The 23,632-nt window shown below is 66.6% G+C and carries 27 protein-coding genes; 18 read left to right on the forward strand and 9 right to left on the reverse strand.

The features are described from left to right. Positions 1-3 precede the first annotated feature (3 nt). Entirely contained in the window at positions 4-789 is a 786-nt protein-coding gene (gene hpaH, locus KTR40_RS17385) for a 2-oxo-hept-4-ene-1,7-dioate hydratase (protein WP_228404532.1), read from the forward strand. After that, on the forward strand, positions 774-1,589 hold the full coding sequence (locus tag KTR40_RS17390) for an HpcH/HpaI aldolase/citrate lyase family protein (protein WP_228404533.1): 816 nt from the start codon (positions 774-776) through the stop codon (positions 1,587-1,589). The genes hpaH and KTR40_RS17390 overlap by 16 nt, the downstream gene beginning before the upstream one ends. Before the next feature lie 90 nt (positions 1,590-1,679). On the opposite strand, the gene KTR40_RS17395 is transcribed toward KTR40_RS17390, so the two are convergent. Next, positions 1,680-1,937 (reverse strand): metal-sensitive transcriptional regulator, encoded by a 258-nt coding sequence (locus KTR40_RS17395; protein WP_104999301.1) that lies wholly within the window; start codon positions 1,935-1,937, stop codon positions 1,680-1,682. A 120-nt stretch (positions 1,938-2,057) separates the two neighbouring features. Here KTR40_RS17395 and KTR40_RS17400 point away from each other — a divergent pair, with 120 nt between their 5' ends. The 7 genes from KTR40_RS17400 to KTR40_RS17430 all read left to right on the forward strand — a co-directional run bounded on the left by KTR40_RS17400 (position 2,058) and on the right by KTR40_RS17430 (position 7,665). Continuing rightward, positions 2,058-2,681: a rhodanese-like domain-containing protein gene (locus tag KTR40_RS17400; protein WP_228404534.1), complete on the forward strand. Its 624-nt coding sequence runs from the start codon at positions 2,058-2,060 to the stop codon at positions 2,679-2,681. Further along, positions 2,678-3,580 carry a sulfite exporter TauE/SafE family protein gene (locus tag KTR40_RS17405; RefSeq protein ID WP_139030738.1) on the forward strand — a complete coding sequence of 301 codons (903 nt, stop codon included), beginning with the start codon at positions 2,678-2,680 and terminating at the stop codon, positions 3,578-3,580. The genes KTR40_RS17400 and KTR40_RS17405 overlap by 4 nt, the downstream gene beginning before the upstream one ends. 28 nt (positions 3,581-3,608) lie before the next feature. Continuing rightward, positions 3,609-3,950 (forward strand): rhodanese-like domain-containing protein, encoded by a 342-nt coding sequence (locus KTR40_RS17410; protein WP_139030739.1) that lies wholly within the window; start codon positions 3,609-3,611, stop codon positions 3,948-3,950. A gap of 31 nt (positions 3,951-3,981) precedes the next feature. Next, a complete protein-coding gene (locus tag KTR40_RS17415) occupies positions 3,982-4,278 on the forward strand; it encodes a rhodanese-like domain-containing protein (RefSeq protein ID WP_139030740.1) in 297 nt (98 codons plus the stop codon). 57 nt (positions 4,279-4,335) lie between these two features. Beyond that, positions 4,336-4,698, forward strand: coding sequence for a thioredoxin (gene trxA, locus KTR40_RS17420; protein WP_228404535.1), 363 nt, complete (start codon positions 4,336-4,338; stop codon positions 4,696-4,698). Between the two features lie 117 nt (positions 4,699-4,815). Continuing rightward, the gene (locus KTR40_RS17425) at positions 4,816-6,228 is read left to right on the forward strand and encodes a rhodanese-like domain-containing protein (protein WP_228404536.1); all 1,413 of its coding nucleotides are present in this window, start codon (positions 4,816-4,818) and stop codon (positions 6,226-6,228) included. A gap of 150 nt (positions 6,229-6,378) precedes the next feature. Then, positions 6,379-7,665, forward strand: coding sequence for an MFS transporter (locus KTR40_RS17430; protein WP_228404537.1), 1,287 nt, complete (start codon positions 6,379-6,381; stop codon positions 7,663-7,665). On the opposite strand, the gene KTR40_RS17435 is transcribed toward KTR40_RS17430, so the two are convergent. Further along, positions 7,660-8,010, reverse strand: a complete 351-nt coding sequence (locus tag KTR40_RS17435) for a helix-turn-helix transcriptional regulator (RefSeq protein ID WP_139030744.1) — start codon at positions 8,008-8,010, stop codon at positions 7,660-7,662. The two genes, KTR40_RS17430 and KTR40_RS17435, sit on opposite strands and share 6 nt — an antisense overlap. Before the next feature lie 215 nt (positions 8,011-8,225). Here KTR40_RS17435 and arsB point away from each other — a divergent pair, with 215 nt between their 5' ends. From arsB to KTR40_RS17460, 5 genes are all read left to right on the forward strand, one after another. After that, on the forward strand, positions 8,226-9,218 hold the full coding sequence (arsB, locus tag KTR40_RS17440) for an ACR3 family arsenite efflux transporter (RefSeq protein ID WP_255708934.1): 993 nt from the start codon (positions 8,226-8,228) through the stop codon (positions 9,216-9,218). 25 nt (positions 9,219-9,243) lie between these two features. Further along, a complete protein-coding gene (locus KTR40_RS17445; RefSeq protein WP_139030746.1) occupies positions 9,244-9,666 on the forward strand; it encodes an arsenate reductase ArsC in 423 nt (140 codons plus the stop codon). Positions 9,667-9,702: 36 nt separating this feature from the next. Next, complete coding sequence (gene trxB / locus KTR40_RS17450; protein WP_370633149.1) at positions 9,703-10,704, forward strand: thioredoxin-disulfide reductase; 1,002 nt, start codon at positions 9,703-9,705, stop codon at positions 10,702-10,704. A 148-nt stretch (positions 10,705-10,852) separates the two neighbouring features. After that, positions 10,853-12,226: an NAD(P)-binding protein gene (locus KTR40_RS17455; RefSeq protein WP_228404539.1), complete on the forward strand. Its 1,374-nt coding sequence runs from the start codon at positions 10,853-10,855 to the stop codon at positions 12,224-12,226. 61 nt (positions 12,227-12,287) lie between these two features. Beyond that, positions 12,288-12,806 (forward strand): DinB family protein, encoded by a 519-nt coding sequence (locus tag KTR40_RS17460; RefSeq protein WP_370633150.1) that lies wholly within the window; start codon positions 12,288-12,290, stop codon positions 12,804-12,806. A gap of 62 nt (positions 12,807-12,868) precedes the next feature. On the opposite strand, the gene KTR40_RS17465 is transcribed toward KTR40_RS17460, so the two are convergent. The 7 genes from KTR40_RS17465 to KTR40_RS17495 all read right to left on the reverse strand — a co-directional run bounded on the left by KTR40_RS17465 (position 12,869) and on the right by KTR40_RS17495 (position 20,496). Next, positions 12,869-13,255 carry a hypothetical protein gene (locus KTR40_RS17465; RefSeq protein ID WP_139030790.1) on the reverse strand — a complete coding sequence of 129 codons (387 nt, stop codon included), beginning with the start codon at positions 13,253-13,255 and terminating at the stop codon, positions 12,869-12,871. A 213-nt stretch (positions 13,256-13,468) separates the two neighbouring features. Then, positions 13,469-13,894 carry a heat shock protein transcriptional repressor HspR gene (locus KTR40_RS17470; protein ID WP_139030748.1) on the reverse strand — a complete coding sequence of 142 codons (426 nt, stop codon included), beginning with the start codon at positions 13,892-13,894 and terminating at the stop codon, positions 13,469-13,471. Between the two features lie 14 nt (positions 13,895-13,908). Beyond that, positions 13,909-14,880: a DnaJ C-terminal domain-containing protein gene (locus KTR40_RS17475; protein WP_171059131.1), complete on the reverse strand. Its 972-nt coding sequence runs from the start codon at positions 14,878-14,880 to the stop codon at positions 13,909-13,911. 178 nt (positions 14,881-15,058) lie between these two features. After that, positions 15,059-15,727: a nucleotide exchange factor GrpE gene (locus KTR40_RS17480; protein WP_139030749.1), complete on the reverse strand. Its 669-nt coding sequence runs from the start codon at positions 15,725-15,727 to the stop codon at positions 15,059-15,061. A 2-nt stretch (positions 15,728-15,729) separates the two neighbouring features. Further along, positions 15,730-17,604, reverse strand: coding sequence for a molecular chaperone DnaK (gene dnaK / locus KTR40_RS17485; RefSeq protein WP_139030750.1), 1,875 nt, complete (start codon positions 17,602-17,604; stop codon positions 15,730-15,732). A gap of 263 nt (positions 17,605-17,867) precedes the next feature. Beyond that, positions 17,868-18,158, reverse strand: coding sequence for a hypothetical protein (locus KTR40_RS17490; protein WP_228404540.1), 291 nt, complete (start codon positions 18,156-18,158; stop codon positions 17,868-17,870). A 130-nt stretch (positions 18,159-18,288) separates the two neighbouring features. Then, positions 18,289-20,496 carry an efflux RND transporter permease subunit gene (locus KTR40_RS17495; RefSeq protein WP_228404541.1) on the reverse strand — a complete coding sequence of 736 codons (2,208 nt, stop codon included), beginning with the start codon at positions 20,494-20,496 and terminating at the stop codon, positions 18,289-18,291. A 206-nt stretch (positions 20,497-20,702) separates the two neighbouring features. On the opposite strand from KTR40_RS17495, the gene KTR40_RS17500 reads away from it, so the two are divergent. From KTR40_RS17500 to KTR40_RS17515, 4 genes are all read left to right on the forward strand, one after another. After that, positions 20,703-21,263 (forward strand): MarR family winged helix-turn-helix transcriptional regulator, encoded by a 561-nt coding sequence (locus KTR40_RS17500; protein ID WP_228404542.1) that lies wholly within the window; start codon positions 20,703-20,705, stop codon positions 21,261-21,263. A gap of 67 nt (positions 21,264-21,330) precedes the next feature. Beyond that, positions 21,331-22,149: a methyltransferase domain-containing protein gene (locus KTR40_RS17505; RefSeq protein WP_228404543.1), complete on the forward strand. Its 819-nt coding sequence runs from the start codon at positions 21,331-21,333 to the stop codon at positions 22,147-22,149. A 97-nt stretch (positions 22,150-22,246) separates the two neighbouring features. Beyond that, the gene (locus tag KTR40_RS17510) at positions 22,247-22,870 is read left to right on the forward strand and encodes a LysE family transporter (protein ID WP_228404544.1); all 624 of its coding nucleotides are present in this window, start codon (positions 22,247-22,249) and stop codon (positions 22,868-22,870) included. Positions 22,871-22,985: 115 nt separating this feature from the next. After that, on the forward strand, positions 22,986-23,534 hold the full coding sequence (locus KTR40_RS17515) for a low molecular weight protein-tyrosine-phosphatase (protein ID WP_228404545.1): 549 nt from the start codon (positions 22,986-22,988) through the stop codon (positions 23,532-23,534). Positions 23,535-23,632: the final 98 nt, after the last annotated feature.

Consider the following 23,632-nt stretch of genomic DNA (forward strand, 5'->3'; position numbering starts at 1 on the left):
ACCATGCTGGATGCCACCACGATCGAGGCCATAGCGGACGAACTGCTTGAGGCCGGCCGCAACCGGAAACCCGTTCCCCGACTGACAGCCCGCTACCCGGACATGACCGTGGAGGACTCCTACGCGGTACAGCAGCTGTGGCGGCGCCGGAACGAGGAAGCGGGCAGGACCTTGGTGGGCCGGAAGATCGGCCTCACGTCCAAGGCGATGCAGGACGCCACCGGCATCACCGAACCGGACTACGGTGCCATCTTCGACGACATGGTGCTGGAAACCGGGTGCTCCGTGGTGTGGGACCAGTACACCCACCCGCGGGTGGAAGTGGAGCTCGCGTTCGTCCTCAAGGAAGGGCTCAAGGGCCCGGGCTGCACCATTTTTGATGTCCTGAACGCCACCGACTACGTGGTCCCGGCCCTCGAAATCCTGGACTCCAGGATCGAGATGGAGGGCCGGACCATCGTGGACACCATCTCGGACAACGCGGCGATGGGCGCGATGGTAGTGGGCGGCCGGCCCGTAAAACCCGACGCGGTGGACCTCCGCTGGGTGTCCGCCATCCTGTACAAGAACCAGACCGTGGAGGAGACCGGGGTGGCTGCAGGCGTCCTGGACCACCCGGCCAACGGGGTGCACTGGCTGGCCAACAAGATCGCCGCCCACGGGGATTCGCTGAAAGCCGGCGACATCATCCTGGCCGGCTCCTTCACCCGCCCGCTCTGGGTTTACAAGGGGGACACCATCCACGCCGACTACGGGCCCCTGGGGAGCGTCACATGCCGCTTCCACTAGGGAACACCTTCCGCGACGCCCTCGCCAAGCAAACGGGCAAGGCAGGCCGTCCGCTGGCCGGGATGTGGGTATGCTCCGGCAGCCCGCTGATCGCTGAGCTGTGCGCCGGGTCCGGCCTGGACTGGCTCCTGGTGGACGCCGAGCACAGCCCCAACGGCCTGGAATCCATCCTTGCCCAGCTCCAGGCCATCCACGGCTACCCGGTCCACACCCTGGTCCGCCCGCCGGTCAACGACACCGTGATGATCAAGCAGTACCTGGACCTGGGCGTGCAGAACCTGCTCATCCCCATGGTCAACTCCGCGGCGGAGGCTGAGGCGGCAGTGGCGGCAACGCGCTATCCGCCGCAGGGCGTGCGCGGGGTCGGGTCAGCCCTGGCCCGGGCGGCCCGTTGGAACCGCGTCCCGGACTACCTGGCGCGGGCAGTCGAGACGATCAGCGTCACCGTCCAGGTCGAGTCGACGGCGGCGGTGGAGTCAGTCGGGGACATCCTGAAGGTCGACGGCGTGGACGCCATCTTCGTGGGCCCGTCCGACCTCGCCGCCTCCATGGGCCTGCTGGGACAGCAGGAACACCCCGAAGTGCGCGCCGCCGTCGAACATTGCCTGGCGGCCGCGAGGGAAGCCGGGAAACCGGCGGGGGTCAACGCCTTCAACCCGGACACCGCCCAGCACTACCTGGACAAAGGTGCGGACTTCATCCTGGTGGGCGCCGACGTCGCACTCCTCGCCCGGGGCTCCGAAGCCCTCGCTGCAAAATATGTCCCGCGCCCCGGCAGCGAAACCCCTGGCAGCTACTGACGTTAAAGAGGACTGCGCCCGTTAAAGAGGACCGCGCCCGGGGCAGGTTGGGGGACCTGCACCCGGCGCGGTTTCTGTGATACCGCCTGGTTAGGCGAGGGAGAGGAAGAGCTTCTCCAGCTCTTTCCTGTCCATGGTGGCGTCCTCGCGGACGATGCACTGCTCCAGGCCGCTGGCGATGATGGCGAAGCCGGCCCGGTCCAGGGCCTTCGATACCGCGGCCAGCTGCGTGACGATGTCCTTGCAGTCCCGGCCCTCCTCCAGCATGCGCGTCACCGCGGCGAGCTGCCCCTGTGCGCGCTTGAGGCGGTTGACCACTGGGGCCAGTTCAGTCGAGTCGAGTTCCATGAAGTCTCCGTAGGTGGGGTTCTTGTCCTCAACTATATACCCCTCGGGGTGTTTGACTACCCCCGGGGGTATCTGTAATACTCGGTGGGGTATTCACCATCCCCCATCGAGAGGCCAGCAATGACTTCCCCTTCCACGGCAACCGCCGTCACCGCACTCGCTCCGGAAACCCTCCAGTCCTGGTTCAAAGAGCACCAGGACCTCGTGGTCATCGACGTGCGCTCCGCCGCAGAATTCGAGTCCATGCACATCCGCGGCTCCTACAACGTGCCGCTGCCGCTGCTATCCGAGCACACCGACGAGCTCGCCGCCCGGCTGGGTTCCCGCGTGGTCCTGGTCTGCCAGTCCGGCGTGCGCGCCGAGCAGGCCCGCCAGCGCCTTGCCAAGGCCGGAATTGAGACCGCCTACGTTCTGACCGGCGGGGCGCCCGGCTTCGCCGCGGCCGGCGGAGACGTCGTCAAGGGCAAGGACCGCTGGGACCTGGAGCGGCAGGTCCGCCTTGTGGCCGGCTCCCTGGTGGTCCTGGGCCTGGCTGGCGGCAAGTTCGTCTCCCCGAAGATCCGGACCCTCGCCGGCGTCATCGGAACCGGACTGACGTTCTCGGCGGCCACCAACACCTGCGCCATGGGCCAGGCCATCTCCGCCATGCCGTGGAACAAGGCCGCCAAGGAACCCACCCGCGAAAGCGCCATCCTTGCCCTGCCCGTCAACACCGAGGTAAACGCCGAGGCCAAGGCGTCATGACCCTCACCCTCATCCTGGTCCTTGCCCTGTCGGTAGTCATCGGACTCTCGCTCGGCGTCCTGGGCGGCGGCGGCTCCATCCTGACCGTGCCGATCCTGGTCTACGTGGCCGGGTTCGAGGCAAAGGAAGCCATCGCGGCGTCGCTGTTCGTCGTCGGCGTCACGTCCGCGGTGAGCGTGCTCAGCCACGCCCGCGGGGGCCGCGTGATGTGGCGGACCGGCCTGATCTTCGGCGCAGCCGGAATGGCCGGCGCGTTCGTCGGCGGCCTGCTTGGCGGCCACATCCCCGGCCAGATCCTGCTCATCGCCTTCGCGGTCATGATGGTGGCCACCTCCGTGGCCATGCTTCGCGGGCGGAAGAAGAAGAAGAACGACGGCGGCGCCGCACCGGTGAAGCATGAGCTTCCCCTTGGCAGGGTGCTGCTGGACGGGGCCGTCGTCGGACTGGTCACCGGCCTGGTGGGTGCCGGAGGCGGCTTCCTGGTGGTCCCGGCCCTGGCGCTCCTGGGCGGCCTGCCCATGTCCGTTGCCGTGGGGACCTCCCTGGTGGTCATTGCCATGAAGTCCTTCGCGGGACTCGCCGGCTACCTCACCACCGTCCAGTTGGACTGGGGCGTAACCCTCGGCGTGACTGCCGCGGCCATTGTTGGCAGCCTCATGGGGTCGAAGCTGGCCGGCCGGATCCCCGAGGCCGCCCTTCGCAAGGCCTTCGGCTGGTTCGTCCTGGCCATGGGCACGTTCGTCCTCGTCCAGCAGGCCCCGGCCGACCTGCGCTGGTTCATCGCTGCTGGCGTGGCAGCCCTCACGGGAGCGAGCGCCGGAGTCTGCTGGTTCTTCATCAGCTCGTGCCCGCTGCGCAAACGGAGTGGGCGGCGCAGCAGCGTCCCCTCCCCCGCCTGAACCACCCGCAAGCACCAAGGAGAACAACATGGGTTTCATCAGCTCCCTGAAGCAAGCCTTCAGCAAGCCCTACAAGACGGTCTCGGTTGCCGAGGCCAAGGAACTCCTGGGCTCGGGCGCCACGCTGGTGGATGTCCGCTCAGCCCAGGAATGGCGCTCCGGACGTGCACCCCAGGCCAAGCACGTTCCCCTGGACCGGCTCCAGGCCAGCACCGCCGGCATCAACAAGAACAAGCCCGTGATCGCCGTCTGCGCCTCCGGGGTCCGCTCCGCATCGGCAGCCCGGCTGCTGGCTGCCAAGGGATACCAGGCCTACTCGATCCGCGGCGGAATGAACGCCTGGCGCCAGGCCGGCGAGCCGGTCCGCTAAACAACCACCACCATTTTCGAAGGAGAAACCAATGGCTGAAATCACCGTCACCGAAGCAGAACAACGGCGTTCCAGCGCCCGCATCCTCGATGTCCGCGAGGACTTTGAGGTGGCCGAAGGCATGATCCCCGGCGCCCTGCACATCCCCATGGGGCAACTGCAGGCACGCCTGTCCGAGCTGGACCCGGCAGTTCCGGTCATCGCCGTCTGCCGCAGCGGAAACCGCTCGGCCCGCGTCGCTGACGCGCTCAACGGCGCCGGCTACACAGCGGACACCATGGCCGGCGGCATGACCGCCTGGACCCGCGCCGGCCTGCCCACCACCTGATCCCAAAGAACCCCGCAAAAACCACTAAGACAAAAGCCCGAAAGGACACGCAAGACCATGGCAACCATCGACGTCACGGAACAGAGCTTCGCTGAGACCCTGGAGAACAACGACATTGTCTTCGTTGACTTCTGGGCAGCGTGGTGCGGCCCCTGCCGCATGTTCGCCCCCACCTACGGCGCCGCGGCAGAACGGCACCCGGACATCACCTTCGCCAAGGTGGACACCGAAGCCGAACAGGCCCTGGCCGCCGCGGCCAACATCAGGTCCATCCCCACCCTCATGGCCTTCAAGGACAAGAAACTCGTCTTCTCCCAGCCCGGAGCGCTCAACGCCACCGGCCTGGAAGAAGTCATCCAGGAAGTCAAGAAGCTGGACATGGACAAGCTCCGCGCGGATGCAGCCCGACAGCCGGCCTGAACCAGGCCATCCCAGCGAGGCACATCCCTCGTTGCGATATACCCCCAGGGGTATTAGCATTGATACCAGAGCACACCTACGACTTCCCCCCACCCTTTAGACAAAGGAGAGCCCCAGATGCTTATCGAGCGCATTTACGACGAAGACCTCGCCCAGGCCAGCTACCTGATCGGCTGCCAGGCCAAGGGTGAAGCCATCGTGGTGGACGGCCGCCGCGACATCGCGGTGTACCAGGACCTCGCCGCCAAAAACGGCATGAAGATCGTGGCCGTCACCGAAACCCACATCCACGCCGACTACCTGTCCGGAACCCGGGAACTTGCTGCCGCCACCGGCGCCAAGATCTACGTGTCCGGCGAGGGCGGCCCGGACTGGCAGTACGGGTTCGACGGCGAACGGCTGTACGACGGCGACGCCATCACCCTGGGCAACATCACCATCAAGGCAGTACACACGCCCGGCCACACGCCGGAACACCTGTCCTTCCTGGTCACCGACGGCGCCTTCAGCGACCAGCCCGGCTACCTGCTCTCCGGCGACTTCGTGTTCTCCGGCGACCTGGGACGCCCGGACCTGCTGGACGAGGCCGCGGGCGGCATCGACACCCGCTTCGAAGGTGCCAAGCAGCTCTTCGCCAGCCTCCGGGACAAGTTCCTGACCCTGCCGGACTACGTCCAGGTCCACCCGGCCCACGGCGCCGGCAGCGCCTGCGGCAAGGCCCTCGGCGCCATCCCGTCATCCACCGTGGGTTACGAGCGGCTCTACTCCTGGTGGGGCCCCTACCTCGCCGCCAACGACGAGCAGGGCTTCATCAATGAACTCCTCGACGGCCAGCCCGATGCCCACGCCTACTTCGGCCGGATGAAACGCGAAAACCGCGAGGGACCCGCGGTGATGGGCGAACGCGCGCCGCTGGCCGAACTCGCAACCGCAACTGTTGCTGCCGGCCTGGCAGAGGACACCCTGACCTTCATCGACACCCGCCCCAACAGCGAGGTCCACGAAGGCACCGTGGCACGTTCCCTGAACGTCCCGGCCGGCAAGTCGGTGGCCAGCTACGGCGCCTGGGTGGTGAACCCGGAGACGGACAAGAACCCGCTGGTACTGCTGGCACCGGACCAGGAACAGGCCCAGGACATGTGGGACCACCTGGTGCGCGTCGGCATCGACAACGTCGCCGGCTATGTCACCAGCATCGAAGGACTCCCAGCGTCCACCCCGAGGCTTATCCAGCCCGGGGAGCTCGCGGACTTCCACGCCGCCATGGTCCTGGACGTCCGCAACAGGACCGAACACACCGCGGGGCACATCCCCGGATCACACCAGCTCAGCGGGGGCCGCGTCATGTGGCACCTGGACGAGCTGCCCGCGGAAGGCACCATCGTGACCTACTGCCAGAGCGGCGTACGGAACTCCGTCGCGGCGAGCGCGCTGCGACGGGGCGGGTACGACGTCGTCGAACTGGACGGCAGCTACGCCGGCTGGAGCGCCTGGCAGCAGCAACAGCGCACCGCGGTTCCCGCCAACTAACCCAAAGGACCCCCGGGTGGTTCCCCCTCCGCCCGGGTACCGCGCCCGGGATGGAACCCCCGTTCATCCCGGGCACCCGTCCGGGCGGGACACCCCTCCCGCCCGGGCACCTTCCACCCCGGACCCCGAGACCCTGCGAACGGACAACCAATGCCTGCCACCAAGCCCGCAGCCCGGCAATCCGCCAACCGTGGCCTTGTGCTGGGCCTGCGCCAAAACCTGGCGCAGTTCATGCTGCTGGTGGCCGTCAACGCACTGGTGGGCGGCACCCTTGGCCAGGAACGAACCGTGTTGCCGCTCCTGGCCGACGAAGTGTTCGGGCTGGACCATTACACGAGTGCGCTGACGTACATCCTGGCGTTCGGCGTAGCCAAGGCTGCCACCAACTACTTCGCCGGGACCCTCTCCGACCGCTACGGCCGCAAACCGGTGCTCGTCGCAGGCTGGCTTGTTGCCCTGCCGGTCCCGCTGCTCCTGATTTTCGGAAATTCCTGGGCACTGATCGTTGCGGCCAATGTGATCCTGGGGGTCAGCCAGGGCCTCACCTGGTCCACCACGGTCATGATGAAGATGGACCTGGTGGGCCCGGAGCGCCGCGGGCTGGCAATGGGACTCAATGAAGCGGCCGGCTACCTTGGGGTTGCCGGGACTGCCCTTGCCACCGGCTACATCGCTTCCTCCTTCGGCCTGCGCCCGGGGCCGTTCCTGCTGGGTGCGGCTTTCATCGCCATCGGCCTTGGACTGTCCGTGCTGGCTGTCCGCGAGACCCACCACCATGTCAAGGCAGAGGCCGCGAACCATAAATCCGCCCACGCCGGAACCCATGGCGGCCTCAGTTCCCGGGAGGTCTTCTCGCTGACCAGCTTCCGGGACAAGTCGCTGTCATCCGTCAGCCAGGCGGGCATGGTGAACAACCTCAACGACGGACTGGCATGGGGCCTGTTCCCCGTCCTCTTTGTGACGTCAGGAGGGCTGAGCCTGGAACACGTCGGCATCCTCGCCGCCGTATACCCCGCCGTCTGGGGCGCCGGTCAGATGGTCACGGGACTGCTCTCGGACCGGATCGGCCGCAAACCCCTCATCGCAGGCGGCATGCTGGTCCAGGCCGCCGCACTGGCGATGGTCGCCGTCGGACAGGACTTCGCAATCTGGCTCGCCGCCGTCGTCCTGCTGGGCGCGGGCACCGCAATGGTGTATCCCACGCTGCTGGCCGCCATCGGCGACGTTGCCCATCCCCTGTGGCGGGCGCGGTCCATCGGCATTTACCGGCTGTGGCGCGATGCCGGCTTCGCCGTTGGGGCACTGCTCTCAGGCATCCTGGCCGACGCCTACGGCATACCCGCGGCGGTGGCGGCCGTGGCCGTCATCACCGCAGCATCAGGGGTAATGGTGGCCGTGCGGATGCGCGGCGCCGACCACCGGCGGCACGAGCTATAGCGCCGAAAGGATCCCGGCGACGTCGTCCAGCGCGCCCGGCACCAGGGAGTAGTAGGCCCACGTGCCACGCTTTTCGCGGTGCAGGATCCCGGCTTCCACCAGGATCTTCAGGTGGTGCGAGACAGTCGGCTGGCCAAGGTCCAGGGGCTCCGTCAGGTCGCAGACGCAGGACTCCCCGGACTCCTCCGCCTTGACGATGGACAGCAGGCGCAGGCGGTTGGGATCAGCCAAAGCCTTGAAGACGAGCGCTTTCCGGTGTGCCTCTTCCGTGCTGAGCACGGGCTTCGCCGACGGAACGCAGCAGGAAGGGTCGACGGCGGGCTCAAGAGTCTGCACGGGGTTCATGGATCTATTATGCAATAGATTGACATTCATCGATATAGCTGGGGATACTTCAGATATCGATTCTTATCAATCTATCGCCCATCCGGCGAACTGCTGACCTGCACAGGAGACCCGTGAGCACCCGCACCGAGACACCGCCCATCCAAAGGGAAGAGGCCGTCGTCGGCAGGCTCTCCACCCTGGACCGCTTCCTCCCCGTGTGGATCATCGCCGCGATGGCGGTGGGCCTGCTGCTCGGCAACCTGGTCCCCGGCCTCAACACGGCGCTGGAAGCGGTCCAGGTGGGCGAAGTGTCCCTGCCCATCGCCGTCGGCCTGCTGGTCATGATGTACCCGGTGCTCGCCAAGGTCCGTTACGACCAAGCCGGCCGCGTGCTTGCCGACAGGAAACTGCTGGTCTCCTCGCTGGTGATCAACTGGCTGCTGGCCCCGGCGTTCATGTTCGTCCTGGCCTGGATTTTCCTGGCGGACCTTCCCGAGTACCGGACCGGCCTGATCATCGTGGGGCTGGCCCGGTGCATCGCCATGGTGATGATCTGGAACGACCTCGCCTGCGGGGACCGTGAATCCGCTGCCGTCCTGGTGGCCATCAACTCCGTCTTCCAGGTAGTTGCCTTCGGCGCGCTGGGCTGGTTTTACCTGCAGCTCCTGCCGTCCTGGCTGGGCCTTCCCACCACCAGCGCGGACTTCTCCTTCTGGGCCATTATGCTCTCGGTGTTGATCTTCCTGGGCGTCCCGCTGCTGGCCGGCTTCCTCACCCGCACCCTCGGCGAACGGGCCAAGGGCCGTGACTGGTACGAAGGCACCTTCCTCCCCAAACTCGGCCCGTGGGCTCTCTACGGCCTGCTGTTCACCATCACGCTCCTGTTCGCCCTGCAGGGCAGCACCATCACGGCCCGCCCGCTGGACGTGGCACGCATCGCGCTTCCGCTGCTGGTCTACTTCGTGGTGGTCTTCGGTTCGGGCATGCTGCTCGGCAAATGGCTGGACCTTGGCTACGCCAAGACCACCACGCTGGCTTTCACTGCGGCGGGCAATAACTTCGAACTGGCCATCGCTGTGGCGATTGGCACCTTCGGCGTGACGTCCGGCCAAGCCCTTGCCGGCGTCGTCGGCCCCTTGATTGAAGTGCCCGCACTTGTTGCACTGGTGTATGCGGCCCTCTGGGCCCGCAAGCGCTTCTTCAGCCCCGCCACCGCTACCGTCTGACCACCGCTACCCCCCGGAGAACACCATGAGCACCGAAACCGCCAAGAAACCGTCCGTCCTGTTCGTCTGCGTCCACAACGCCGGCCGCTCCCAGATGGCGGCCGCCTTCCTCACCAGCCTTTCCAAGGGTTCCATCGAGGTGCGGTCCGCAGGGTCCCAGCCCGCGGACAAGATCAACCCGTCCGCCGTGGAGGCCATGGCAGAGGTGGGCATCGACATGTCCGCCGAGGTCCCCAAGGTCCTGACCACCGAAGCCGTGAAGGAATCCGACGTCGTCATCACCATGGGCTGCGGCGATGAATGCCCTTATTTCCCCGGCAAGCGGTACGAGGACTGGGTCCTGGAAGACCCCGCGGGCAAGGGCGTGGAATCCGTCCGACCCATCCGGGACGAGATCAGGGGCCGGATCGAGGAACTGATCGCGTCCCTGGCCCCCGCCGCCAAGTAGCGCCAACCTGCAGATCCCGAGCATCAGGAGAATCCCGTGAGCGAGACCGTGAACACAGCAGCCACCACAGAACAGTTGATCATCATCGGTTCCGGCCCCGCCGGCTACACCGCGGCTATCTACGCCGCACGTGCGGGGCTCAAGCCCCTGGTCCTGGCCGGCTCGGTCACCGCCGGCGGCGCCCTGATGAACACCACCGAGGTGGAGAACTTCCCCGGTTTCCCGGGCGGCATCCAGGGCCCGGAGCTCATGGACGGGCTGCAGGAACAGGCGGAGAAGTTCGGCGCGCAGGTGGTGTTCGACGACGTCACGAAGGTCTCGCTGGCGGGCCACCTGAAGCGTGTGGTCACCGGCGGCGGCGACGTGCACGAGGCACCCGCCGTCATCCTCGCCACCGGCTCCGCCTACAAGGAGCTCGGCCTGCCGGAGGAGAAGAAGTTCAGCGGCCACGGCGTCTCCTGGTGCGCCACCTGCGACGGGTTCTTCTTCCGCGAGCAGGACATCATTGTTGTCGGCGGCGGCGACTCGGCGATGGAGGAAGCAATGTTCCTGACCCGCTTCGGAAAGTCCGTCACCGTCGTCGTGCGCAAGGACGAGCTCCGCGCCTCCCGCATCATGGCGCAGCGGGCCAAAGACAACCCCAAAATCAGCTTCGCCTGGAACTCCGCCGTCACGGCCATCCACGGCGATACCAAGGTCACGGGCGTCACGCTGACTGACACCCGCACTGGGGAAACCCGCCAGCACGCTGCCACCGGTATCTTCATCGCCATCGGCCACGTCCCGCGCACGGAGCTCGTGGCCGGGCAGGTGGACCTGGACGACGAGGGGTACATCAAGGTGGACTCCCCCACCACGGTCACCAACCTCTCCGGCGTCTTCGCCTGCGGGGACGCCGTGGACCACCGCTACCGGCAGGCGATCACCGCCGCCGGCACCGGCTGCGCGGCCGCCCTCGACGCGGAACGCTACCTGGCCGCCCTCGAGGACGCGGACAGCATTGCCACCGCCCTGGTGGAAGAGCCAACCCACGCCTGACTCCCCACCCCTGCCCCCCCCCCCAACTCACCCACCCAAACCGCCCCGCCTATCCCAACTAGGTAGCGCTAAGTGTCGTTCTGGGGCCTCAAAACGACACTTAGCGCTACCTAGTTGGGCAGGCCACGAAGAACATAAGAGGAAGCACATGGATTCGATGACGAACCTGCCGATTGCCGTGATCGGCGCCGGGCCCGTGGGACTTGCCGCCGCGGCACACCTGCTGGAGCGCGGGCTTGAGCCGCTCATCTTTGAGGCAGGCACGACGGCGGGCGCGGCCATTGATGAATGGCGCCACATCCGCCTGTTCTCACCGTGGCGGTTCAACCTTGACGCCGCCGCGGTGCGCCTGTTGGAATCCACCGGCTGGGAAGCCCCGCGCCCCACCGCGCTGCCGTACGGCAGGGAACTTGTGGACAACTACCTCGCACCGCTGGCTGCCACCCCGGCCATCAGCTCCCGCCTCCACATCGGCGCGCGGGTCACCGCCGTGACCCGGGCCGGCCTGGACAAAACCCACTCCCGGGACCGGGACACCACGCCCTTCACCGTGCGGGTGCAGCACGGGAACGGCGAAACCCGCGACCACACAGTGGCAGCCGTGATCGACGCATCGGGCACCTGGGGCAACCGGAACCCGCTGGGCACCTCGGGACTGCCTGCCATCGGTGAGGATGCGGCAGCTGACAGGATCTCTTCTCCGCTGCCGGACGTCCCAAGCCGCGACAGGAGCCGTTTTGCCGGACGGCGGGTGCTGGTGGTCGGGGCGGGCCACTCCGCAGCCAATACCCTGATCAGCCTCGCCGACCTCGCCAGGCAGGAGCCGGCAACCCGGATCCTGTGGGCAGTCCGCGGGAAGTCCGCAGAGAAAGTTTACGGCGGCGGCGACGCTGACGGCCTGCCGGCCCGAGGGCAGCTGGGCGCACGGCTGCGGCGCCTGGTCCAAGCTGGAACCATCGAACTGCGCACCGGCTTCGGCATCGCTTCCCTGAAATCGCTGGACTCCGGCGTGGTGGTGGAATCGGTGGACGGCAGGACCATGGAGGCCGACGTCGTGGTCCCCTGCACGGGCTTCCGCCCGGACCTGGACATGCTCCGTGAACTCCGGTTGGACCTCGACCCCGCCGTCGAGGCTCCCCGCCAGCTTGGGCCGCTCATCGACCCTGAATTCCACTCGTGCGGGACCGTGCCGCCCCATGGGGCACTGCTCCTTGCCCACCCGGACCGGGACTTCTACATTGTGGGCATGAAGTCCTATGGCCGGGCGCCCACTTTCCTGCTGGCAACCGGATACGAGCAGGTCCGCTCCGTGGTGGCCGCCCTCGCCGGGGACCGCGCGGCGGCTGACACCGTCCAGCTGGAACTCCCCGAGACGGGCGTGTGCTCCACGGACGCCGGCACCAGCTGCGACGTCCCGGCCGCCACCCCGGCGGATTCCGGGGCTGGTTGCTGCTCCGCCCCCGAACCGGTGCTGGTGGGCTTTCCCACCGGGCTTTCGCATGGCCGGCAGGGCAGCAACTGACAACAAAATGGGGGCGGCCAGGAAGAGGGCAGCCACCAGGGCGGCAGCCAGGGAGAAGGGCGTGGTGGATCCAACGAAGGGGAGCATCGAGGACGGCTACGCCCGCGCGTCCCGAGAGCTCAAGGCGTTACTGGAACGCGCAACACCGGATGACCTGCGCCGCCGCAGCAACGGAACCCGATGGACCAATGAGCAGCTGCTGTTCCACATGGTCTTCGGCTACATGGTGGTCCGGGCCCTGGTTCCCCTGGTCCACGTTGTCAGCCGCCTCCCCCGACCAGCCGGCCAGGCCTTCGCGGCCCTGCTGAACGCGGGAACCGGTCCGTTCGACGTGGTCAACTATTGGGGCTCGCGTGCGGCGTCCACCGTCTATGACAGGCGGAGGATGGGCCGGAAACTGGACAGGACACTGGCATCGCTGTCCCGCCGGCTGGAGCGCGAGGACGAGGCTTCACTGGCCAGGTCCATGGCATTCCCGGACAGATGGGACCCGTTCTTCGCCCCGTCGATGACGCTCGCCGAGGTATACCGCTACCCCACGCTGCACTTCGACTTCCACGCGAAACAACTGAGCCTTTAACCCCGGTCCCGCAGGCAACCCGGCCCCCCGCCAACCCTGTCCCCGCCGGCAAGGGACGCCTGTTACCCCATCGCGGGGGCGGCGGCGGTCCGGCCGGAGAACTGGCGGCGTGCCCAGCGGGCAAGTTTCTTGCCCTTGCCCTTCCACCAGTTGTCCTCGTCCTTGTCGTGGTGCAGGCGGAAGATGATGGCCATCAGCACAAACATCCCCATCACCACATCAATCCAGGACGCAAGGACCAGTGCAATCAGGACGGTGAGCCCGTTGACGATGATCGACGGCACCGCCAGGGTCCGGAAGACGGTGCTTGCCACGTAGCGCCGGTGGGATCTGGGGACGGACAGCGCGCGCACCATGTCGAAGCAGACGCACACCACCACAATCGTCTGCCCGACGGCGAGCAGCAGCTGGCCCGGAATCGAGCCGCTGAATGCTGCCACCGACTCCATCCCCGGACTCATCGGTGCCCCTCATCGGCAGGGCTGCTAAAAGCGGAACCACGCATGGAAAACCCCCGGAAACCTTGGAACCACTGCTGCTGATCCAGCAGTGGTTCCATTGAAGTTTCCGGGGGCTCCGGGGTCACGAGTAGTGAGTACTCTATTTCCGGCAGGCGCGGAGGGCACGTTACTTAGGTGCGGCTGCCGTTTGCCCCAAACGGCCTAGTTGCCGAGGGCGCGGGGCCGCCAAAGCACCACGGCCTGGGAGCGGGGGCGCGGACGCTGGCCCCGAGCCAGGCTCACCACGTCACCTGCCGCACCGGCAGCGAAGATGCGTGCGTCCAGGGGCTGCCGGCGCCGTCCGAGTTCCTCGGTCAGCTCTGCGATGCGGCTCTGCAGGGCGGCCACTTGGTTCTCGAGTTCCAGGATCCGCTTGATCCCTTCAAGTGAGACGCCCTCCTGGGACAGCCGCTGCACTTCACGCAGCATTGTCACGTCGCGCTGTGAGTAACGGCGGGACTTGCCGGGTGCGCGGCTGGGCGAGACGATGCCCAGCCGGTCGTACTGCCGCAGCGTCTGGGGGTGCATGTCCGCAAGCTCAGCCGCCACCGAAATCACGAAAATGGGCTGGTCAGCACTGACGTCCACTGCACTCCTTCCTGCTACAACCGGGCCTTGGCGGCCAGGCCCTCACGGACATCGGCTCCCGCCGTGGCCTCGGCAAACGCCTTCACCGCGGCTTCGGCTTCCTTGTTCAGGTTCTTGGGAACCGCGACGTCGATGGTCACCAGCAGGTCGCCGGTCCCCTTCGCCGTCTTCACGCCTTTGCCCTTGACCCGCAGCGTACGGCCCGACGGCGTCCCGGCCGGCACACGGACCCGCACCTTTTCGCCGTCGATGGTGGGCACCTCGATGTCCGCTCCCAAGGCTGCCTCAGGGAAGGTGACGGGGACATGGATGCGGAGGTTGTCGCCGTCGCGCGTGTAGAAGGCGTGCGGCTGGACCGAGACGGATACCACCAGGTCCCCGTTTCCGGCCGCGCCGGGCTGGCCTTTGCCCCGCACGCGGACTTTCTGGCCGTCCTTGATGCCGGCAGGCACCCGGACGTCAATGACTTCGCCGCTCGGTTCCCGCAGGCCAATGGTGGTGCCGCGGATGGAGCCGGCAAAGGAAATGCTTGTGGAGGCCGTGCGGTCGGCGCCCTTCTGCGGCGCCCGCTGGAACCCGGTCTGGCCGAAGCCGCCGCCGAACAGGTCGGCGAACTCCGGGGGAATGCCGCCGGCGGAAGGATTGAAGCCGCCCGCATGCCGGCCGGTGTTGCCGGTGAACAGGCCGCCGAACATGTCCTCGAAGCCGCCATTGCCCGCTCCGGCGCCGCCGGGGGCAAACCGGGCCCCGCTGCCCATGGCCCGGATGGCGTCGTACTGCTGGCGCTCATCAGGGTCTGAAAGCACCGAGTACGCCTCGGAAATGTCCTTGAACTTCTTCTCGGAAGCTGTGTTCCCCGCGTTCGTATCAGGGTGGTGCTGCCGGGCCAGCTTCCGATAAGCCTTCTTGATATCGGCGTCGGAAGCGTCCTTGGCAACACCAAGGATCTTGTAAAAGTCCTTGTCCACCCAATCCTGGCTAGCCAATGGCGTTTCCTTTCAAGTACAAAAAGCGTTAAGGCGCGGTTACCGCCGAACGCCGGAGCGGATGAGGGGGCCCGGGAGTGGCATCGGGCCTGCCGGAGCTGGGTGGCTAACGATCGCAGATCGTTGCCACCCAGCGTAGGGGCGGGGCCCCCTCATCCGCGGAGGCGTTGGAGTAATGCTAAGCCGGAACGGCCACAATCACCTGGGCGGCCCGGAGGACGCGTTCGCCTGACTTGTAGCCTGAGCGGAGCACCTGGCTGACGGTGTCAACCTCGATGTCCTCGCCGGGCTGCTGGATCAGGGCCTCGTGGATCGTGGGATCGAACTCCACGCCTGTCTCGTCGATCCGGACCAGGCCGTACGTCTTCAGCGCGTTCTCCAGCTTTGCGGCGATCGCGGCGAACGGGCCGTCAACGAGGTCGCCGTGCTGGCGGGCCGCATCGACGTCGTCCAGCACCGGCAGCAGGGAGTTCAGGACGCCGATGACGGCCATTTCCCCCGCCACGGCGCGGTCGCGTTCAACCCGCTTGCGGTAGTTGACGTACTCGGCCTGCAGCCGGAGGAGGTCGTTCCGAAGCTCGGCCGCCTCAGCGTTGGCCGAACCCGCCGAACCAGCGCCCTGGGCCACGGACTCCGCGGCCGGCACCTCGACGCCGTTGAGGATTTCCTCAGCCTGGGCGAGCGCATCGCCGTCGGAATCCTTGGCTTCAGGGTGACCGCCCTCGGGATGCCGCGCCTGCCCGGTCACCGGGTCAACCTTGCGGTTGTCCCGGATGACCGGCTCGCTGTTGTGCCTGTTCTCCTGGTCTGCGGAGCTGTGCTCTTCCTCGTTACCGTGGTGGGGCATGGCTACTTCTTCGCTTCGTCTTCGTCGATGATCTCGGCGTCGACGATATCCTCGTCCGCCTTCGAACCGGCAGAGCCCGCGGAAGCACCTTCAGCACCGGCGGCGCCGGTGGCTCCGTCCGGGGAACCGGACTGGGCGTAGATGGCCTCGCCCAGCTTGCCCTGGGAAGCCTGCAGCTTCTCGAAGGCGGCCTTCACGGCGGCGTCGTCGGTCCCTTCAAGCGCCTTCTTGAGGCTGTCGACGTCGGCCTGGACCTCGGTCTTGACCTCCTCGGGCAGCTTGTCGGCGTTGTCAGCGATGAGCTTGTCCACGGAGTAGGCGAGCTGCTCGGCGGTGTTGCGGGTGTCGGTGGCCTCGCGGCGGGCCTTGTCCTCCGCTGCGTGCTCCTCGGCGTCACGGACCATGCGGTCAATGTCTTCCTTGGAGAGCGCGGTGCCGCCGGTGATGGTCATGGACTGTTCCTTGCCGGTGCCCTTGTCCTTCGCGGAGACGTGGACAATGCCGTTGGCGTCGATGTCGAAGGTGACCTCGATCTGCGGGATGCCACGGGGCGCCGGGGCGATGCCTGTCAGTTCGAACGTGCCCAGCGGCTTGTTGTCCCGGGTGAACTCGCGCTCGCCCTGGAAGACCTGGATGGCCACCGACGGCTGGTTGTCGTCAGCGGTGGTGAAGGTCTCGGACCGCTTGGTGGGGATGGCGGTGTTGCGCTCGATCAGGTGCGTCATCACGCCACCCTTGGTTTCGATGCCGAGGGACAGCGGGGTGACGTCGATCAGCAGGACGTCCTTGCGCTCACCCTTCAGCACACCGGCCTGGAGGGCTGCACCAACGGCCACAACCTCATCCGGGTTCACGCCCTTGTTCGGCTCCTTGCCGCCGGCGAGTTCCTTGACCAGCTCGTACACGGCGGGCATACGGGTGGAACCGCCGACGAGGACGATGTGGTCAATGTCGGAGAGCTTGATGCCCGCTTCCTTGATCACGTCGTGGAACGGCTTTTTGGTGCGCTCCAGCAGGTCCTTGGTGAGGTCCTGGAACTTGGCGCGGGTCAGCTGCTCATCCAGGTGGACCGGGCCGTCCGGGGTGACGGACAGGTACTGGAGGGAGACGTTGGTGCTGGTGGAGGAGGAGAGCTCCTTCTTGGCCTGCTCAGCTGCTTCGCGGAGGCGCTGCAGGGCGATCTTGTCCTTGGACAGGTCGATGCCCTTGACCTTGAGCTGGTTCAGCAGGTAGTCAACAACGCGCTGGTCCCAGTCATCGCCGCCGAGGCGGTTGTCGCCGGCGGTGGCGCGGACCTGGATGGTGGAGAAGTTGTCCTCGTCCTTGCCGACTTCCAGCAGCGAGACGTCGAACGTACCGCCACCGAGGTCGAAGACCAGGATGAGTTCGTCTTCCTTGCCCTTGTCCAGGCCGTAGGCGAGTGCCGCGGCGGTGGGCTCGTTGACGATGCGCAGCACGTTCATGCCTGCGATTTCGCCGGCTTCCTTGGTTGCCTGGCGCTCGGCGTCGTTGAAGTAGGCCGGCACGGTGATCACAGCGTCGGTGACCTTTTCACCCAGGTAGGACTCGGCGTCGTTCTTCAGCTTCATGAGGATACGCGCTGAAATTTCCTGCGGGGTGTACTTCTTGTCATCGATGGACTTGGTCCAGTCGGTGCCCATGTGGCGCTTCACCGAGGCGATGGTGCGCTCGATGTTGTTGACGGCCTGGCGCTTGGCGATCTCGCCCACCAGGACTTCGCCGGACTTGGAGAATGCAACGACGGACGGCGTGGTGCGACCACCCTCGGCGTTGGCAATAACGGTGGGCTCGCCACCTTCGAGAACGGAGACGACGGAGTTGGTGGTTCCGAGGTCGATACCTACTGCACGTGACATGTGTTGCTTCCTTCTTTCCTTGGAAACTGGTTGGCGCTCTCTGATTGAGCGTTCTGCACTCAACTTTACTCAGCGCAGAGATGATGTCAATACGAAGTTGAGCGTACCCGACTCAACTCTGCCTTTGCTTTGGTCACCCAGCACCGGCAGCCTCCCCGCAATGGCGGGGTTTCCGGACCGTTATGCATTCTTAAAACGCGGACGACGGCGGTCCCCCGTTTCGCTGCTGGAGAACCTGCCGCCGCGCTGCTTTTGCTGGCCTACTACCTTTCGCTGTCCCGGCGCCCGTGCAGGGGGCCCCGTTCCTCGGCTGTGGTGTTCACCTGTCCGTCCGTCAGCCCTTCACGGACTGCATCCGTTTCTCGGGCCCTGCCGGCGGTGCCGGCCTCGCCGTAATCGCCGTCCTCGTATTCGCCGTCGTCACGGGTCGCGGCGGCATCCCCCACAGTGCCGGCATCGCCGTAGTCGCCGTCCACGTACTGCCCGCCTTCGCCTTCCAGCCCCGGCGCCGTACTGCCCTTGCGGGGCTGCTCATCGGCGTTATGTTCCGTCATGGTGACTTCTCTCCTTTGAGGTTCCGCGTCCATGCGGGCGCATTGGCAGTCTATCGAGGAGGCCTTTTCACCAACAGGGCCGCGGGCCAGCAAGAGCCTCGCGGGATGTCAGGTGCATTCGGCCTAGGATTCAGCGGCGGCCTGCGCCCTCAACCACAGGCTCCGGCGTGCCGCCGGTTTCCGGACGGACGGACGCATCCAGCTCCGGCCGCCCCAGCTTGCCGGGCCACCAGATGCGGGGCCCGATGTCGTACGCGAGCGCCGGCACCAGCAGCGACCGGACCAGGACGGTGTCCAGCAGCACGCCGAACGCCACGATGAACGCCAGCTGCACCAGGAACATGATCGGAATGACGCCCAGCGCGGCGAATGTGGCCGCCAGCACCACCCCGGCGGACGTAATGACGCCGCCGGTGACGCCCAGCCCGCGGAGGATGCCCGGCCGGGTGCCGTGCTTGAGCGACTCCTCGCGGACCCTGCTCATCAGGAAGATGTTGTAGTCCACCCCAAGGGCAACCAGGAACACAAAGCCGAACAGCGGAACGGTGGCGTCAGCCCCTGGGAAGCCCAGGATGTTGTTGAAGACGAACGCCGAAACGCCCATCGCAGCAGCGTAGGACAGCACCACCGAGAGCACCAGCAGCACCGGCGCCAGGATGGATCGGAGCAGCAGCATCAGGATGAACAGGATCACCACCAGGACCACCGGGATGATGATCACCAGGTCCCGCTGGGCGGTGGTGTTGGTATCGAGTGCCGTCGCGGTCACGCCGCCCACCAGGGCTTCCGGATCCACTGCCTTGACGTCCGCGCGCAGCGCCTTGACAGCTTCCTCCGCTTCGAGTGAGTCCGCGGCCGAGTTCAGGGTGGCGTTGATGAGCACCTTGCCGTCGCGGACGTCCGGTGCGCTGGGAGCGCCGGGGGCTCCGGTGATGGGCACGGAACCCTGGGCAAGGAGATAAGCCTCGCCCACGCCGTCGGCCGCTTTCACGGTGTCCAGCACTTCCTGCGCCTTTCCTCGGTCCGCAACCACGACGGCGGGGCTGCCGCTGCCGGCGTCGAAGTGCCGCGCCAAAGCGTCCTGGCCGTCAACGGCGTTGGATGCCGCGAGGATGACGTCGGTTTGCGGAACGCCGTTGGCCTTGAGCTGCAGGACGCCGGCCGAGGCAACCACCAGCAGCAGGACCGAGGCCACCCAGACCGTCCGCGGATGCCGGGAAACCAGGGACCCGGTGGCACGCCACAGGCCCTTCTGGCCTTCCAGCCCGGTGACCAGTTCGGGTTCGCGCTGGTCGGCGGGAAGCAGCTTCGGGCGGAACGGCCAGAAGGCGGCCCGACCCAGCAGCGCCATCAGCGCGGGAAGCAGCGTAAGGGCCGCAAACAGTGAACAGAGGATGCCGGCCGCCGCCACGGGGCCCAGCGCCTTGTTGGAGTTGAGGTCGGAGAAGAGCAGGCACAAGAGCGCAATAATCACGGTGGCACCGGACGCCAGGATGGGCTCGAAGGATGCTTTCCAGGCGGTCAGGACAGCCGCGGTGCGGTTGGTGGTGTGGGTCAGGGCTTCGCGGAACCGTGCAACATACAGCAGGGCGTAATCCGTGGCGGCGCCGATCACCAGGATGGACAGGATGCCCTGGCTCTGGCCGTTGAGCTGGATCCACCCGGCTTTAGCCATGCCGAACACCAGCAGGATGGCGGCACACAGCGCGAAGACGGACGTCAGCAGCACCATGATGGGCAGCAGGAGGGAGCGGTACACCACCAGCAGGATCACGAACACCGCGGCCAGGGCCACCAGCAGGAGGATGCCGTCAATCCCGGCGAAGGCGGCGGTGAGGTCCGCCGCGAGCCCCGCGGGGCCCGTCACGAAGGTCTGCATTCCCTCCGGGGCCGCGCCGGCCACGGTGTCCCGCAGCTCCTGCACCGCTTCCTTGACCTCCGCCGAGGAATCGATGGGCGCGATGAACTGGACGGCCTTGCCGTCCTTGGAGGGGATGGGTCCAATCACAGCACTGCCGAGCTTAAGCTCCTCGAGCTCCGCCCGCAGTCCCGCAGCCTCCCCAAGCTGGGCCGGGGTGAAGGCCTCGCTGCTTTCGATCACGATGACGCCCGGCACCTCATCCGAGTCACGGAACCTGGACTGCCAGTCCTGCGCCTCGGTAGCCTCTGCGCCGGCCGGGAGGAAGGAGGCCTGGTCGTTGGAGGAGACCTCTTCAAGCCTGCCGAACGTTGGGCCTCCGACGCCGGCCAGCGCCAGCCACGTCAGGACCAGGATGACGGGGACCAGCCAGCGCAGCCAGAACGGGACCCGTTCCGTGCCTGTGGATGTAGCTTTCATTTGTTGCCTTCCAGGGGAGGGACGCGGGTAACATTGCTTCCATACTAGAGTATCTCCATTATGGAGATAAGAGCCGGGCTAGCTTTTCTTGGTTCGGTCGGTACGTTCATGGCGGCGGCGCTGAAGTAATATCCGTCAGTACGGCCAACCGCCCGGGGGCCGAGCCGGGCATTCGGTACCAGCACCCGCAGAATAAGGAGGTGGACGTGGCAGGCAACGCTGACCCCGGCCCGCAGGGGCCTCCTTCCGGTCCGCCCGCAGGCCCTCACCCGCTGGTCCTGCTCCTGCAGGAGTTCACGCTGGAGGCCAACCGGTACGTGGATACTGCAGGCGGGCAAAAGGACATGCACCGCACGGACCTCAATGCCCTGGCTGTGATCATGCGCCACACGGCGAAGGGAAACGTGGTGACGCCCGGGCTCCTGCGCAAGGAACTGCACCTGAGCTCGCCCGCGACCACCGCCTTGATCGACAGGCTTGACCATTCCGGGCACGTGATACGCGAGCGGCATGGCTCGGACCGTCGGCAGGTCCAGCTGAAAATGACACCCAAGGCCTTCCAGGACGGCGGGACGATCTTCGCCCCGCTGGCGCGCCAGATGGGAACCGCCATGGCTGCGTTCACGCCGGAGGAGCTGGAAACCGCCAGCCGCTTCATGACCGCCATGGTGGAAGCGACGGTTGCTGCGCGGGAAGAGTCGTCCGGGGGCCACCCGGACACCCCCGCCCCGCCCACCCAACACCCCCGCCCCCACCCAACTAGGTAGCGCTAAGTGTCGTTTTGAGGCTCCAAAACGACACTTGGCGCGACCTAGTTGGGGGTAGCGTTTGGTTATGAGTGCGCAGCAGCCTGAAGACGACGTTTACACGCACGGCCATCACGAATCAGTGGTCCGCGCCCATGCCGCCAGGACAGCCGAGAATTCGGCTGCGTTCGTCCTGCCGCACCTCACGCCAGGCTGCAGCGTGCTCGACGTCGGCTGCGGCCCGGGCACCATCACGTGCGACTTTGCCGTCCTGGTGGCTCCGGGAAAAGTCACCGGCCTGGACCGGTCACCGGACATCATCGCCCAGGCCAGGGCCCTCGCCATGGAGCGCGAGGTTCCGAACGTCGAATTCGTGGCCGGCAACATCTACGACCTGGACTTCGAGGACGGGACGTTCGATGTCGTCCACGCGCACCAGGTGCTTCAGCACCTCACCGACCCTGTGGAGGCGCTGCGTGAGATGCGGCGCGTGGCCAAGCCCGGCGGCATCGTTGCCGTACGCGACGCCGACTTCCACGGCATGAGCTGGTACCCCGCCATCCCGGAGCTCGACGAATGGATGGAGCTGTACCAGCGCATCGCCCGCAGGAACGGGGCAGAGCCCGACGCCGGGCGGCGGCTGGTCAGCTGGGCCCAGGCGGCAGGCTTCACCGACGTTGCTCCCACCAGCAGCAACTGGCTTTATGCCACCGGCCAGCAGCGCCGGTGGCAGGCCCGGGTCTGGAGCGAACGCGTGCTGCACTCTGCCTTCGCGGAGCAGGCACTGGAATACGGCTTCGCCAACCCGGCGGACCTGGCGAGGATTTCCGCAGGCTGGCATCGGTGGGGATCCACCGACGACGGCTGGTTCCTGATCCCCAACGGCGAGGTCGTCGCGCGGGCGTAGCCGGGAACGGCGACCCCAGCCGAGGCAGCCGCAGCCTGCCGGGCGCCCGGTGAACCCACGGTAAGCATCCGCCGGCAACTGCCACTAAACTTGGCTGGTGCAATTCTCCCTTTGGCTCGCCCTGGCGGGCGCCGGCGTGCTGATCAGCTTCACCCCCGGCGCCGGAGCCATCAACACCATGAGCAACTCACTGAATGCCGGGTTCCGGCGTTCCATGTGGGGAATCCTCGGCCAGCAGGCAGCACTGGTGATCCACGTGGTCATCGTTGCCCTCGGCGTGGGGGTGCTCGTCGCCAGCTCGCCCGTTGCCTTCAACGTGATCCGCTACTCCGGCGCCGCCTACCTGGTCTATCTGGGCATCCGTCAGTTCCTCAGCAAGCCGGACCTTGAGCAGGAGAAGATCGCCGGCCTTCGGAACGAGCCCGCCTGGTCCATCTTCCGGCGCGGGTTCTGGGTGAATCTCCTCAACCCGAAGGCCATCATCTTCTTCCTCGCCTTCATGCCCCAGTTCATCCGGCCCGAGCAGCCCCTCCTGGGGCAGTACGCAGTACTGACGGCGACCATCGTCGCCATTGACATCCTGGTGATGTGGTTCTTCTTCGCTGCCGCGGCCAGGTCCTTTGAGCGGTTCACCCACAGCGCCCGCGGCCAACTTGTCCTCAACCGGTCCTTCGGGGCGCTGTTTGTGGCAGTAGGCATCCTGCTGGCGTTCCTCCACTAAGGACGCGGAGCGTCCGGCAGCTGAGCCGAAGCTCGTGACGGCCGGTGCAAAGAATCTTTACAAACGAGTCAAGCTTTGTGAATCCCACGCTAGCCAACAAGGGCAAATAGCGCGCATGCTTATCATCATGAACTCACCGTCGAGCCCATACCGTGTCATCGCCGTCTGCACCGGGAACATCTGCCGGTCCCCCATGGCGGAGTTGATGCTCGCCGCAGCACTGGAAGACGCTGGGCTGGGCGGCTTGGTCACGGTGGATTCCGCGGGAACAACCGGATACGAAGCCGGGCGGCCCATAGACCCCCGGGCGGCACGGCGGCTGGCAGCGACGCAACTGACCTCCGACCGGCACATTGCCCGCCAGTGGCAGGCGGAATGGTTCCAGGAGCGGGACCTGATCCTGGCGCTGGACATCGACCACTACGCCTGGCTGAGCGAGTCCGCCCCGGACCAGGAGGCCCGGGACAAGATCCGGATGCTGCGCAGCTTCGACCCGCAACTGGCGGAAAAGGACCTCCTTGACCAGGGAATCGAGGACCCCTGGTACGGCGGGCATGCAGATTTCGACACCGTCTGGCATCAGGTCCACGCAGCCCTGCCCGGACTGGTGGATTACATCAAAGTGGCGGCCGCCCGGAATGCCCAGCTCCAGAGCCAGGCCTAGCCAAGCAGCGTCACGGGATAGTCGGGCTGAATGAAGGCAAGGCGACGGCGGGCAGCCACCAAGGTTGTTCCCCTTTGTAATTGAGAACCATTCTCAAC

It is taken from the genome of Pseudarthrobacter sp. L1SW (genome assembly GCF_020809045.1).
GTDB lineage: Bacteria > Actinomycetota > Actinomycetes > Actinomycetales > Micrococcaceae > Arthrobacter.